Source organism: Pseudomonas sp. LjRoot277 (genome assembly GCF_964253845.1).
Taxonomy (GTDB): Bacteria; Pseudomonadota; Gammaproteobacteria; order Pseudomonadales; family Pseudomonadaceae; genus Aquipseudomonas.
The window spans coordinates 6194173-6208066 of sequence record NZ_CAXURI020000001.1 but is presented as its reverse complement, the minus strand read 5'-3'; the positions used below and the strand labels follow the sequence as shown (position 1 = coordinate 6208066).

The window sequence follows — 13894 nt, the reverse complement described above, 5'->3', positions numbered from 1 at the left end:
TCGGGAAGGGTGTTTCAGATTGGCCTGTGAGGGTCAGCAACATCGTTGCTGACCCTGGACACAGATCCGGTGGGCCTGATCAGATCATCGGGCCCTGAGGGTCTCAGGCGTCGGGCGCCTGATCTTTCGGTGCTTCAACAGCATCTTCTGCGGCCACTTCACCTTCTGCATCCGGGTTCAGTGCGGCGGCTTCTTCTTCAGCTGTAGCTTTCTTGCGCTGAAGCTTTTCCTCTTTCTTCTGCTCCTTGGCCAAGTCTCTCTGACGTTTGGCGAAGGAATAATTGGGTTTAGCCATGGGCGATCCTCTGGGGTCGAAGGTGAGGTTGAGCGGCGCGTATTCTGCCCTGTATCGATGCCCAGCCGTTAGCTGGGTTTTTGCTCGAGCCACTTTGGCACCACTGTCGGCTGCCAGGCGTCCAGTGCATCGAGCAGGGTTTGCGGCGATTCGCTCACTTGCAGCATGTCACGGTGCGGTTCACGAACGAAGCCTTCGCCGACGATATGATCGAGAAAAGACGTCAATTTGCTGTAGAAACCGTTCACTTCCAGCAGCCCCAGCGGTTTTCCGTGGTAGCCGAGCTGGCCCCAGGTCCAGACTTCGAACAGTTCTTCCAGCGTGCCCAGGCCGCCGGGCAGGGCGATAAAGGCGTCACTGAGCTCGGCCATCCGCGCCTTGCGCGCATGCATGCCGTCGACCACTTCCAGACGAGTCAGGCCGCTGTGACCGATTTCCTTGTCTTTGAGGCTTTGCGGGATGATCCCGATCACTTCACCGCCGGCCGCCAGCGCAGCATCGGCGACGATTCCCATCAGCCCGACGGCGCCGCCGCCATAGACCAGAGTCAGCTTACGCTCGGCCAATGCTCGCCCCAAGGCGACAGCCGCTTCACGATAAGCCGGGTTGGTGCCAGTGCTGGCACCGCAAAATACACAAACGGACGCTAAAGACATGCCTTACTCCATGGTCAGGATGGCCACAGAGTAAAGGCAGGTACGCGGCGTTCCAAGGTCTACACTTCGCATTCAGATGTTTCACAGGTTCCGCTGGCGCCACAGGCGTAGGCGGCGAGCAAACTGCACAACAGGCTTTTGATCGACATGACTGACGCTCCAGATGAGTGAGGACGACCTGATGATAGGGCCGCCCCAGACGTCTGGCTGGTAGATTGTTTCGATAGGTGTCATAGCCCGAAAGTTGTATACAATTTTTGATTCAGGTCATAGGAACTTGCGAAGTTTTCAGGCAGTCTTCTGTCCATTCGCACTTTTGTTAACCCTGCCTTGGAGATTCACCATGTTTGCCAAACTTGTTGCGGTATCCCTGCTGACACTGGCCAGCAGCCAATTGATGGCTGCCGAATGCAAGGTCACTGTCGACTCGACTGATCAAATGTCCTTCGATACCAAGGAAATCAGCATCGACAAGAGCTGCAAGACGTTCACCGTGGAGCTGAAACACTCCGGCAGCTTGCCGAAAAATGTCATGGGCCATAACTGGGTGCTGAGTAAAACAGCTGACATGCAACCGATCGCCACCGACGGCCTGAGCGCAGGTATCGAGAAGAACTACCTGAAAGCAGATGATGCCCGCATCATCGCCCACACCAAAATCATTGGTGCTGGCGAGACGGATTCGGTGACTTTCGATGTTTCGAAACTGGCTGCTGGCGAAAGTTACGGCTTCTTCTGCTCGTTCCCAGGCCACATCTCGATGATGAAAGGCACAGTTACCCTGAAGTAAGTCGGACCACCGCGTTATCGTTCTTCGCGAGCAAGCCCGCTCCCACATTGGATTTGTGAATTCCTCGGATCCAATGTGGGAGCGGGCTTGCTCGCGAATGGGCCTTCAGCATCAATAAATGCTTGAGGCAAAGAAAAGCCCGCTGAGGATCAACGCCTTCAGCGGGCTTTTTTTATTCACACATCAAGGTGCGAACGGCATTACTCGCTTGTGATGAGTCTTTTTATACGTGTCACAAATGATCTTGAACGCTTCCTCACGCACCGGCTCGCCATGCAAAAACGCGTCGATCTCGGCATAGGTCACGCCGTGGGACGCTTCGTCCGGTTTGCCGGGCGACAGGTCTTCAAGGTCGGCCGTGGGGATTTTTTCCACCAGCGACTCCGGCGCGCCGAAGCTGCGGGCGATATTCCGGACCTGGTTTTTCACCAGGCCGCTCAGTGGCGCCAGATCGCACGCGCCATCACCGAACTTGGTGAAGAAACCCATCACCGCTTCCGCTGCGTGGTCGGTGCCGATCACCAGGCCGTGGGCCGCGCCGGCGATGGTGTATTGGGCGACCATGCGCATCCGCGCCTTGGTGTTGCCCAGCACGAAATCCACCGAGACCGCGTGCTTGCCTTCGAAGGCTGCGACTTCACTGGCCAGGGATTTGACCGCTGGGCCGATGTTCACGGTGTGGCGCTCGTCCGGGGCGATGAAGTCCACCGAAGCCTGGGCATCGTGTTCGTCGAACTGGGTTTCGTACGGCAGGCGCACGGCGATGAACTTGTAGCTGTTGTCGCCTGTGCGGGTGCGCAGTTCGCGCATGGCACGCTGGGCCAGCAGGCCGGCGGTCAGGGAATCGACGCCACCGCTGATGCCGAGTACCAGGGTCTTCAGCCCGGAATTGACCAGGCAGTCCTGGATGAAGATGATCCGCCGGGTGACTTCAGCCTCGAGGGCGGCCTGGTCGGCGAACGGCGGCTGGACCTTGAGCTGTTCAGCAATCTCACGCTGTTCGGCTTGCATGAATTCACTCCTTGCTAGATGTACTTGATGTGCTGGAAAGGGCGGCAGGTACTTTGAAAACGTGTCGCAAGTAGGCGACGAAATTCGGGTCTTTGCAGTGAGTCTTGCCAGGCTCATCGGAAATCTTTGCCACGGGCTGGCCGTTGCAGGCGGCCATTTTAAGCACGATGCTCATCGGTTCAACACCCGGAATATCGCACGTCAGGTTGGTGCCGATGCCAAAGCTGACATTGATCCGACCGCGCAACGCCCGAAAAATCTCCAGGGATTTTGGCAGCGTCAGGCTGTCGGAGAACACCAGTGTCTTGCTCATCGGGTCGATGCCGAGCTTGTGGTAATGGGCAATGGCTTTTTCCGCCCAGAGCACCGGATCACCGGAATCATGGCGCAGACCGTCAAACAGCTTGGCGAAGTACAGGTCGAAATCGCTGAGAAAGGCATCTGTGGTAATGCAATCGGTGAGGGCTATCCCCAATAGGCCGCGGTACTCGCGGACCCAGCAATCGAGGGCGGCAATCTGACTGTCGATCAGCCGCGGGCCGAGTTGTTGGTGGGCCATGATCCATTCGTGGGCCATGGTACCCAACGGCTTCATGTCCAGCTCACGTGAAAGGTGCACGTTGCTGGTGCCGACAAAACGACCGGGGAAATCGTGCTTGAGCACGTTCACCACTTCTTCCTGCACGCGGTACGAGAAGCGACGGCGAGTGCCGAAATCGGCGACCTGCAATTCGGACAATTCCTCCGCGCTGGCGTTGGCGGTGAGCCAGTCGAACTTGCGGTAGAGCTGCTCGCGCGCTTGTTCCAGGACGATCTCACGGTAGCGATAGCGGTTGCGCACTTCGCTGACAATTGACAGCAGCGGCACTTCGAACAGGATCACGTGCAGCCATGGCCCGCGCAGGCGGATGAACAGCTCGCCGTTTTCGATACCGGTGTGGACGTAGCGCAGATTGAAGCGGAACAGCCCGAGAAAGCGCAGGAAATCCGGTTTCATGAAGCTGATGCGCTCCATGAAACTCAACTGGTCGGCGCTCAGGCTCAACTCAGCGAGGCGCTCGATCTGGAAGCGGATTTCCGCCAGGTACGGGCGCAAATCTTCACTGTTACGGCAACGAAACTCCCATTCGACTTCCACGTTCGGGTAGTTGTGCAGCACCGCCTGCATCATCGTCAGTTTGTAGAAGTCGGTGTCGAGCAGGTTCTGCACGATGCGATCGCCAAACACGCTCTCGCTCATAACGGGGTTCTCCAGGCTGGCCGCGGCCCGTGGCAGCGACGTTGCAGCTGTTTCAATGAATGGGGCTAGTGGCGCATATCAGTGGTGGAAATTGCCAGTGATTTTTGTATCGACGAGTCACTGTGTAGGAGCTGTCGAGTGAAACGAGGCTGCGATCTTTTGATTTTGCTTTTAAGATCAAGAGATCGCAGCCTCGTTTCACTCGACAGCTCCTACAGGGGTTAATCGGTGGATGTGGGACTGTCAATCTGCTCCAGCATCCACTTCACGAAATCCCGCACCTTGGGCACTTCCGCCGAATGCTCCGGATACGCCAGGTAATAGGCATCGGTGCTGGGCATTGCGTGCTGCCAGGGTATGACCAGTTTGCCGTCGGCCAATTCCTCTTCCACCAGAAAACGCGGCAACAGCGCTACACCGCAGCCGACCTGGGCTGCGCGGATGCACATGTAAAAGGTTTCAAAACGTGGGCCGTGGTAGCTGTGTTCGGTGTGGTAGCCCTGACTGTCGAACCAGTCGTGCCAGGCCTGGGGCCGGGAGGCGTTTTGCAGCAGGACCAGGTCGGTGAGTTGCGTAGGATCGGTGAACGGCGTGTTCGGCAGGCTGCCCGGTGCGCAGACCGGCACCAGCTCTTCGCCGAACAGCTTCAGGCATTCAGTGCCGGGGCGTGAGCCCTGGCCAAAGTAGAACGCCAGGTCGCTGCGACCTTGCAGCAGATCGTCGGCTTCCTGCTCGCTGCACAGGTCCAGATGGATCGAGGGATGGCGCAGGCGCCAGCCTTTCAAGCGTGGTACTAGCCAGCGCGCGCCGAAGGTCGGGGGCGTCGAGACGCGCAGGACTTCGGTTTCACCGCCGTAGGAGCGCAGGTAGTGGGTCGACATCTCGACCTGCGTGAGGATTTTTCGTACCTCCACCAGGTACAAATCACCGGCCGGGGTCATTTGCAGGCGTCGGCGCACCCGGCGGAACAGCAGGTGCTGCAGCAATTCTTCGAGTTGCGCGACCTGTTTGCTGACGGCGCTCTGGGTCAGGTTCAGCTCTTCAGCCGCCCGGGTGAAGCTCAAATGTCGGGTCACGGCCTCAAAACACTGCAGCGCGGTGATCGACGGCAAGTAGCGTTTATTCAGCATTGGTTGTCCTTTTTCTTGTTTCTTACTTACCAGCAATTCGCAGCATGAATAAACGGAATGATATCTCTCTTAAAGGTCGTTTGTTGGGTAACGTCGGGAGCGCTAAAACTACAGGCCTCACCAGCCGAATCAATCCGGCTGCACGTTTTCTGTTTTTTGCTTGAGGAGTGACCCATGGTTGCCGCATTGCTTGATCGTCTTGGTGTGAACCCGGCCCTGTACCAGAACGGCAAAGTGCCGGTGCATTCGCCGATCGATGGCAGCCAGATCGCCGCCGTGAACTGGGAAGGCGCCGCTGAAGTCGAGCAGCACATCAGTCGTGCAGATCATGCATTCGAATTGTGGCGCAAGGTCCCGGCGCCGCGCCGTGGCGAACTGGTCCGTCAACTGGGCGACATCCTGCGCGAATACAAGGCCGACCTCGGCGAGCTGGTGTCCTGGGAAGCCGGCAAGATCACTCAGGAAGGTCTGGGTGAAGTTCAGGAAATGATCGACATCTGCGATTTCGCCGTCGGCTTGTCCCGTCAGCTGTACGGTCTGACCATTGCTTCCGAGCGTCCTGGCCACCACATGCGCGAAACCTGGCACCCGTTGGGCGTCGTTGGCGTCATCAGCGCGTTCAACTTCCCGGTTGCGGTCTGGGCCTGGAACACCGCGCTGGCATTGGTCTGCGGCAACCCGGTGATCTGGAAACCGTCGGAGAAAACCCCGCTGACCGCCCTGGCCTGCCAGGCGCTGTTCGACCGTGTATTGAAGAACTTCAGCGACGCGCCGCCGCACCTGAGCCAAGTCATCATCGGCGGTCGCGATGCCGGTGAAGCCTTGGTCGATGACCCGCGTGTCGCGCTGATCAGCGCCACCGGCAGCACCCGCATGGGTCGTGAAGTGGCGCCGAAAATCGCCGCACGTTTCGCTCGCAGCATTCTGGAGCTGGGCGGCAACAACGCAATGATCCTCGGCCCAAGCGCCGATCTGGACATGGCCGTACGAGCAATCCTGTTCAGCGCCGTCGGCACTGCCGGTCAGCGTTGCACCACGTTGCGTCGCCTGATTGCGCATGAATCGGTGAAAGAAGAAATCGTCACCCGCCTGAAAGCCGCGTACTCCAAAGTGCGTATCGGCAACCCACTGGAAGGCAACCTGATCGGCCCGCTGATCGACAAGCACAGCTTCGAAAACATGCAGGACGCGCTTGAGCAGGCCTTGAGCGAAGGCGGCCGGGTGTTCGGCGGCAAGCGTCAACTGGAAGACAAGTTCCCTAACGCTTATTACGTCTCGCCGGCCATCGTCGAAATGCCGGAGCAGAGCGATGTGGTCTGCAGCGAAACCTTCGCGCCGATTCTGTACGTGGTCGGTTACAAGGATTTCGCCGAAGCGCTTCGCCTGAACAACGCCGTGCCACAAGGCTTGTCCTCGTGCATCTTCACCACTGACGTACGTGAAGCCGAGCAGTTCATGTCGGCGGTGGGCAGTGACTGCGGCATCGCCAACGTCAACATCGGCCCGAGCGGCGCGGAAATCGGCGGGGCGTTTGGCGGTGAGAAAGAAACGGGCGGCGGTCGTGAATCCGGCTCCGATGCATGGCGCGGCTACATGCGCCGTCAGACCAACACCGTGAACTATTCGCTGGAGTTGCCGTTGGCTCAGGGCATTACGTTCGACTAAAACTTGAGTCGAACGTAATGCCCCTGTGGGAGCGGGCTTGCTCGCGAATGCAATCTGTCAGTCGACATTGATGGTGACTGACATACCGCTTTCGCGAGCAAGCCGCTCCCACACTTGAATTGTGTATCTGTTAGGTTTCTGTTGGAGTCTGGCAATGCCGTTACGCGAAGAATGTCTGTGGGAAAAACTGACGCCGCAAAGGCCTGACAACGCGGCGCTCAAGGGCGAGGTGACGGTCGATGTCTGCGTCATAGGCGCCGGTTTCACCGGGCTGTCGGCGGCGGTGCATCTGCTGGAAAAAGGCAAAACTGTTTGTGTGCTGGAAGCCCATCGCGCCGGTCATGGTGGATCGGGGCGCAACGTCGGGCTGGTCAATGCCGGGATGTGGATTCCACCGGACGAGATCGAAGCCGGTTTCGGCGAGGCGGTCGGCAGTCAGCTCAACCGCATGCTGGGTGCGGCGCCGTCCTTGGTGTTCAGCCTGGTGGATAAGTACAACATCGATTGCCAGTTACGCCGTGAAGGCACGTTGCACATGGCACACAACGCCCGTGGCGAAGCGGACTTGCGCAGTCGTGAAGAACAATGGAAACGTCGTGGCGCGCCGGTGGAACTGCTGACCGGTCAAGCCTGCGAACAAGCGACGGGTACCAAAAAGATCGCCGCCGCACTGCTCGATCGACGTGCCGGCACGATCAACCCAATGGCTTACACGACGGGGCTGGCCAAAGCGGCCATCGGCCTCGGCGGTCAGTTGTTCGATCATTCACCGGTGACCCGCCTCGAACGTCAAGGCCAACGCTGGTCAGTACAAACCGCTCAGGGTTCGGTGCTTGCCGAGCAAGTCGTGATTGCCTCTAACGCCTACACCGAAGGTGACTGGACGGAATTGCGGCGTAACTTCTTCCCCGGTTATTACTATCAAGTGGCGTCGGTCCCGCTGACCGAAGAGGCTGCGCAGCAAATTCTCCCGGGTGGCCAGGGTTCCTGGGATACCCGCCAGGTCCTCAGCAGTGTTCGTCGCGATAAGGATGGCCGTCTGCTGCTCGGCAGTCTCGGTAATGGCAATCAGAAACCGACCTGGTTTCTCAAGGCCTGGGCCGACCGGGTTCAACAGCACTATTTTCCTTATCTCAAACCGGTGGAATGGGAGTGCACCTGGACCGGTTGCATCGCCTTCACCCCCGATCATTTGATGCGTTTGTTCGAGCCAGCGCCCGGTTTAGTGGCAGTCACCGGTTACAACGGCCGGGGCGTCACTACTGGCACTGTCGTCGGCAAAGCCTTTGCCGATTATCTGTGTAACGGAAATCCTCAAGCACTGCCGATTCCCTTTGCGCCCATGCAGCCACTGGCGGGCGTGGGGTTACGCAGCTGTTTGTACGAGGCCGGATTCTCGCTGTATCACGCAGGCCAGTGCCTGCGGATCGTTATTTGATTGTTGAAATTTGTTGCTGAAAGCGGCGCTTTTTCGCGCAGCGTCTAGCCTGTAAAAGGTGCGGGTTGTAGCAGTTGCGCACCAGCAGTGTGCACTTCGGTGACGCATGTTGTTACAGGCTGGTTGCACGTCGTTTGGCGCCGCGGTTGCAATGATGGCGCGCTCGGGTTGCGCCTTTAAAAATAAATGGTTTCACCTTCCGCGGTTTAGACGGTTGCACACCCAATGAAAATGGGATCGAAACAGTCGAAATAACAATAAAGCAGCGACTTTTTTCAGAATAAAAAACCGATGGCACGGCCCTTGCTCTGAGCATTCAGGAAGTCGCAGTGCCAACTAAAAAAAAACCTTGGAGCACCACCTCATGTCCCAGACGTTTTACAAAAAAGGCTTTTTGGCCCTCGCAGTGGCAACTGCGTTGGGTGTTTCTGCGTTTGCACAGGCTGATGTGAAAATCGGTGTGGCGGGACCGATGACCGGCGCCAACGCGGCATTTGGCGAGCAGTACATGAAGGGTGCACAGGCTGCGGCCGATGCGGTCAACGCAGCGGGCGGCATAAACGGGGAAAAAATCGTACTGGTCAAAGGCGATGACGCCTGCGAACCGAAACAGGCTGTGACGGTCGCCAAGGACCTGACCAACCAGAAAGTCGCTGGCGTAGTCGGTCACTTCTGCTCCTCCTCGACCATCCCGGCTTCGGAGATCTACGACGAAGCGGGCATCATCGCAATCACTCCAGGCTCCACCAACCCACAGGTTACCGAGCGCGGCCTGGCTGCCATGTTCCGTATGTGCGGTCGTGACGACCAGCAAGGCATCGTGGCCGGCGACTACATCGTCGACGTACTCAAAGGCAAGAAAGTCGTGGTCCTGCACGACAAAGACACCTACGGCCAAGGTCTGGCGGACGCCACCAAGGCGCAACTGGTCAAGCGCGGCGTCACGCCGGTGCTGTACGAAGGCCTGACCCGCGGCGAGAAAGACTTCAGCGCCGTGGTGACCAAGATCCGTGCGGCCGGTGCCGACGTGGTCTACTTCGGTGGCTTGCACCCGGAAGCCGGTCCACTGGTTCGCCAACTGCGTGAACAGGGCCTCAAAGACGTCAAGTTCATGTCCGATGACGGCATCGTGACCGACGAACTGGTGACCACCGCCGGTGGTCCGCAGAACGTTGACGGCGTGTACATGACCTTCGGCGCCGACCCGCGCCTGCTGCCAGACAGCAAGACGGTAGTGGATGAGTTCCGCAAAAAAGGCACCGAGCCTGAAGGCTACACCCTGTACGCCTACGCTTCGGTCCAGACCCTGGCGGCTGCCTTCAATGGCGCCAAGTCCAACAAGGGCGACGACGCAGCCAAATGGCTGAAAGCCAACAAGGTCCAAACCGTGATGGGCGAGAAAACCTGGGACGCCAAGGGCGATCTGAAAATCTCCGACTACGTGGTTTACCAGTGGGACAAGGACGGCAAATACCACCAACTGGAAAAACAGAAGTGATATGAACTGCTGATTGCCCGGCGCCTTGTGCGCCGGGCCATCAATCAACATGTCCGTGCAGTACCTGTCTTTTCTCGTAGAGCTGCACACAACCGTGTTGCGCCGGCGGCTGAACCCCGGTCCGTCGTACCCGGCTTCTGTGCAGTCTCTCAAATGCGTGAGATTGCGTTATGGATGGTATTTTCCTGCAGCAACTGGTCAACGGCCTGACCCTCGGGTCGGTCTATGGCCTGATCGCCATCGGCTACACAATGGTCTATGGCATCATCGGCATGATCAACTTCGCCCACGGCGAGGTTTACATGATTTCCGCTTACCTCGCGGCAATCAGTCTGGCTCTGCTGGCTTACTTCGGTATTGAATCCTTCCCTCTGCTGATGCTCGGCACATTGGTCTTCACCATCATCGTCACGGCGGTGTATGGCTGGGTCATCGAGCGCGTCGCCTACAAACCGTTGCGCAACTCCACACGACTGGCACCGCTGATCAGCGCCATCGGTATTTCCCTGATCCTGCAAAACTATGCACAGATCGCCCAGGGCGCCCGCCAACAAGGCGTGCCCACACTGCTGACCGGTGCATGGCGAGTTGAAGTCGGGAGCGGCTTCGTCCAGCTCACCTACACCAAGATCTTCATTCTGATCGCCGCATTTGTCGGGATGGGCCTGCTGACCTACGTCATCAAGTACACCAAGCTCGGCCGCATGTGCCGCGCCACCCAGCAAGACCGCAAGATGGCCTCGATCCTGGGGATCAACACCGACCGGGTGATTTCCTATGTGTTCATCATCGGTGCAGCGATGGCGGCCCTGGCCGGCGTGCTGATCACCATGAACTACGGCACGTTCGACTTCTACGCAGGCTTTGTGATCGGCATCAAGGCGTTCACTGCCGCGGTACTCGGCGGGATCGGTTCGCTGCCTGGCGCCATGCTTGGCGGGATTATTCTGGGGATCTCCGAATCACTGTTCTCAGGTCTGGTGAACTCGGACTACAAAGACGTTTTCAGCTTCTCGCTGCTCGTTCTTGTTCTGGTCTTTCGGCCTCAAGGCCTGCTCGGCCGTCCTCTTGTGTCGAAGGTGTAAGCGATGTCTTCAACCACTAAAAAAACCATTGATCTCAAAAGAAGCCTGGTTGACGCGATTCTTGCCGGCCTTGTGGCCCTGATTGTGTTCGGCCCGATTGTCGGCATCGTCCTCGACGGCTATGGCTTCAACCTGGAAACGACCCGGGTGGCGTGGATTGTCGCCATCGTCATGGCCGGCCGCTTTGCCTTGAGCCTGTTCCTGCAAACCTCCAAGGGCCTGAAAATTCTTGAAGGCTTTGAAAGCACCGGCTCCGGCGTTCATGTACTGCCGCCTGACTATAAAACCCGGTTGCGCTGGATCATCCCGGTGTTGATTGTCGTCGCTGTGGTGTTCCCGTTTTTCTCCAACTCCTACCTGCTGGGTGTGGTCATCCTCGGGCTGATCTACGTACTGCTGGGCCTGGGGCTGAACATCGTGGTCGGCCTGGCCGGTTTGCTCGACCTGGGGTACGTGGCGTTTTACGCCATCGGTGCCTACGGGTTGGCGCTCGGTTACCAATACCTCGGTCTGGGCTTCTGGACGGTGCTACCGCTGGCGGCGATCACCGCCGGCCTTGCCGGTTGCATCCTCGGTTTCCCGGTACTGCGCCTGCACGGTGACTACCTGGCGATCGTGACCCTGGGCTTCGGTGAAATCATCCGGTTGATCCTCAATAACTGGTTGTCCCTGACCGGCGGCCCGAATGGCATGGCCGCTCCGTTGCCAACCTTCTTCGGCATCGAGTTCGGCAAAAGGGCGAAAGAGGGCGGGGTGCCTTTCCATGAGTTCTTTGGTATCGCCTATAACCCGGACGTGAAGTACTACTTCATCTACGCGGTGTTGTTCCTGGTGGTATTGGCCGTATTGCACATCAAGCACCGCTTGACCCGCATGCCGGTCGGTCGCGCCTGGGAAGCCTTGCGTGAAGACGAAATCGCTTGCCGCTCCATGGGTCTGAACCACGTACTGGTCAAACTCTCGGCGTTCACCATCGGTGCATCGACGGCCGGTCTGGCCGGCGTGTTCTTCGCCACCTACCAAGGTTTCGTCAACCCGACCTCGTTCACCTTTTTCGAATCGGCATTGATCCTCGCCATCGTGGTACTCGGCGGCATGGGCTCGACCATCGGCGTGGTGATTGCAGCCTTCGTGCTGACCGTCGCCCCGGAACTGCTGCGTGGGTTCGCGGAGTATCGCGTGCTGCTGTTCGGCATCCTGATGGTGTTGATGATGATCTGGCGACCGCGCGGCCTGATTCGGATCAGCCGTACCGGTGTGACCCCGCGTAAAGGAGTAGCGCCATGAGCGAAGTCGTACTCTCGGTCGAGAAGCTGATGATGCACTTCGGCGGCATCAAGGCGTTGAACGATGTCAGCCTGAAGGTCAAGCGCAACTCGATCTTCGCCCTGATCGGCCCCAACGGCGCCGGCAAGACCACCGTGTTCAACTGTCTGACCGGGTTCTACAAGGCCTCGGGCGGCAAGATCGAACTCAACGTGCGTGGCGAGCGGACCGATGTCATCAAAATGCTGGGTGAACCGTTCAAGGCGACTGATTTTGTATCGCCGAAAAACTTCATCAGCCGGCTCCACTACAAGATGTTCGGCGGCACTCATCTGGTGAACCGTGCCGGCCTGGCGCGGACCTTCCAGAACATTCGCCTGTTCAAGGAAATGTCGGTGCTGGAAAACCTGCTGGTGGCCCAACACATGTGGGTCAACCGCAGCATGCTGGCCGGGATCCTCAACACCAAGGGTTACCGCAAAGCCGAAAGCGATGCGCTGGACCACGCGTTCTACTGGCTGGAAGTGGTGGACCTGGTGGACTGCGCCAACCGCCTGGCCGGTGAGCTGTCCTACGGTCAGCAACGCCGTCTGGAAATTGCCCGGGCCATGTGCACCCGGCCGCAGATCATCTGCCTCGACGAACCGGCCGCCGGCCTCAACCCTCAGGAAACCGAAGCGCTTAGCGCGATGATCCGGCTGCTGCGCGACGAGCACGATCTGACCGTGGTGCTGATCGAACACGACATGGGTATGGTAATGAGCATTTCCGACCACATCGTGGTGCTGGACCACGGCATCGTCATCGCCGAGGGCGGCCCCGACGACATCCGACACGATCCGAAAGTGATTGCGGCCTACCTGGGCGCCGATGAAGAGGAAGTGGTGCTATGAGCCAACCCATCCTCGAACTGAAGGATCTGGATGTGTTTTACGGGCCGATCCAGGCCCTGAAGAATGTCTCGCTGCACATCAATGAAGGTGAAACGGTCAGTCTGATCGGCTCCAACGGCGCCGGTAAATCGACCCTGCTGATGTCGATTTTCGGTCAGCCGCGGGCGGCGGATGGGCAGATCATCTATCAGGGTGTGGATATCACTCACAAGTCATCCCACTACATCGCGTCCAACGGCATCGCTCAATCGCCGGAAGGCCGGCGGGTGTTCCCCGACATGACCGTCGAGGAAAACCTGCTGATGGGCACCATCCCTATCGGTGACAAGTACGCCAAGGAAGACATGCAACGCATGTTCGAGTTGTTCCCGCGACTCGAAGAGCGGCGCACCCAGCGGGCCATGACCATGTCCGGCGGCGAGCAGCAAATGCTCGCCATCGCACGTGCGCTGATGAGCCGGCCGAAACTGCTATTGCTTGACGAGCCGAGCCTGGGTCTGGCGCCGATTGTGGTGAAACAGATCTTCGCGACCCTGCGGGAACTGGCCAAAACCGGCATGACGATCTTCCTGGTGGAGCAGAACGCCAACCACGCCCTTAAACTGTCGGACCGGGCGTACGTGATGGTCAACGGCGAGATCCGCCTCACGGGCACCGGCAAGGAGCTGCTGGTTAACGAGGAAGTGCGTAACGCTTATCTCGGCGGCCACTAAACCGCTGAGCACATAAAAAACGCCTTGACGCATCCACGTCAGGGCGTTTTTTTATGCCGGTGATAAAGGTTTTTTGAAATTGTGGAAAACAATATTCACAAGCTCTCAAAGCGCGACATAAAGCCGCTGCAAATAGTTGTTTTGTCACGGTTTTGACTTGTCCCCGTTTGCTGTGGAGCTGGCTGTGAATAACGTGGGAGTAGCTGGCTGAAAG

At 58.4% G+C, this 13894-nt stretch carries 13 protein-coding genes; 8 read left to right on the top strand and 5 right to left on the bottom strand.

Annotated features, from left to right (window positions below; genetic code table 11):
* Positions 1 to 103: 103 nt before the first annotated feature.
* Complete coding sequence (locus ACSQ87_RS28825; protein WP_008157021.1) at positions 104 to 295, bottom strand: hypothetical protein; 192 nt, start codon at positions 293 to 295, stop codon at positions 104 to 106.
* 68 nt (positions 296 to 363) lie between these two features.
* Positions 364 to 951 (bottom strand): TIGR00730 family Rossman fold protein, encoded by a 588-nt coding sequence (locus tag ACSQ87_RS28820; protein WP_033055560.1) that lies wholly within the window; start codon positions 949 to 951, stop codon positions 364 to 366.
* 343 nt (positions 952 to 1294) lie between these two features.
* Between ACSQ87_RS28820 and azu the strand changes: the two genes are divergently transcribed.
* Complete coding sequence (azu, locus tag ACSQ87_RS28815; RefSeq protein ID WP_223431769.1) at positions 1295 to 1741, top strand: azurin; 447 nt, start codon at positions 1295 to 1297, stop codon at positions 1739 to 1741.
* A gap of 183 nt (positions 1742 to 1924) precedes the next feature.
* On the opposite strand, the gene nadE is transcribed toward azu, so the two are convergent.
* The 3 genes from nadE to ACSQ87_RS28800 all read right to left on the bottom strand — a co-directional run bounded on the left by nadE (position 1925) and on the right by ACSQ87_RS28800 (position 5122).
* A complete protein-coding gene (gene nadE, locus ACSQ87_RS28810; RefSeq protein ID WP_223431768.1) occupies positions 1925 to 2752 on the bottom strand; it encodes an ammonia-dependent NAD(+) synthetase in 828 nt (275 codons plus the stop codon).
* Positions 2753 to 2756: 4 nt separating this feature from the next.
* On the bottom strand, positions 2757 to 3992 hold the full coding sequence (gene pncB, locus ACSQ87_RS28805) for a nicotinate phosphoribosyltransferase (protein WP_415773040.1): 1236 nt from the start codon (positions 3990 to 3992) through the stop codon (positions 2757 to 2759).
* A gap of 221 nt (positions 3993 to 4213) precedes the next feature.
* Positions 4214 to 5122: a LysR family transcriptional regulator gene (locus tag ACSQ87_RS28800; protein WP_223431767.1), complete on the bottom strand. Its 909-nt coding sequence runs from the start codon at positions 5120 to 5122 to the stop codon at positions 4214 to 4216.
* Positions 5123 to 5296: 174 nt separating this feature from the next.
* Here ACSQ87_RS28800 and amaB point away from each other — a divergent pair, with 174 nt between their 5' ends.
* From amaB to ACSQ87_RS28765, 7 genes are all read left to right on the top strand, one after another.
* Positions 5297 to 6787: an L-piperidine-6-carboxylate dehydrogenase gene (amaB, locus tag ACSQ87_RS28795; protein WP_223431766.1), complete on the top strand. Its 1491-nt coding sequence runs from the start codon at positions 5297 to 5299 to the stop codon at positions 6785 to 6787.
* Positions 6788 to 6941: 154 nt separating this feature from the next.
* Positions 6942 to 8225, top strand: coding sequence for an L-pipecolate oxidase (gene amaA, locus ACSQ87_RS28790; RefSeq protein ID WP_223431765.1), 1284 nt, complete (start codon positions 6942 to 6944; stop codon positions 8223 to 8225).
* A gap of 364 nt (positions 8226 to 8589) precedes the next feature.
* Positions 8590 to 9723 (top strand): branched-chain amino acid ABC transporter substrate-binding protein, encoded by a 1134-nt coding sequence (locus tag ACSQ87_RS28785; protein ID WP_223431764.1) that lies wholly within the window; start codon positions 8590 to 8592, stop codon positions 9721 to 9723.
* Positions 9724 to 9893: 170 nt separating this feature from the next.
* Positions 9894 to 10808, top strand: coding sequence for an ABC transporter permease subunit (locus ACSQ87_RS28780; RefSeq protein WP_008153375.1), 915 nt, complete (start codon positions 9894 to 9896; stop codon positions 10806 to 10808).
* 3 nt (positions 10809 to 10811) lie between these two features.
* The gene (gene livM / locus ACSQ87_RS28775) at positions 10812 to 12095 is read left to right on the top strand and encodes a high-affinity branched-chain amino acid ABC transporter permease LivM (protein WP_150656612.1); all 1284 of its coding nucleotides are present in this window, start codon (positions 10812 to 10814) and stop codon (positions 12093 to 12095) included.
* Complete coding sequence (locus ACSQ87_RS28770) at positions 12092 to 12967, top strand: ABC transporter ATP-binding protein (protein WP_008153377.1); 876 nt, start codon at positions 12092 to 12094, stop codon at positions 12965 to 12967. Before livM ends, ACSQ87_RS28770 begins: the two co-directional genes overlap by 4 nt.
* Positions 12964 to 13680 (top strand): ABC transporter ATP-binding protein, encoded by a 717-nt coding sequence (locus ACSQ87_RS28765; protein WP_008153378.1) that lies wholly within the window; start codon positions 12964 to 12966, stop codon positions 13678 to 13680. Before ACSQ87_RS28770 ends, ACSQ87_RS28765 begins: the two co-directional genes overlap by 4 nt.
* The last annotated feature ends 214 nt before the right edge of the window (positions 13681 to 13894 follow it).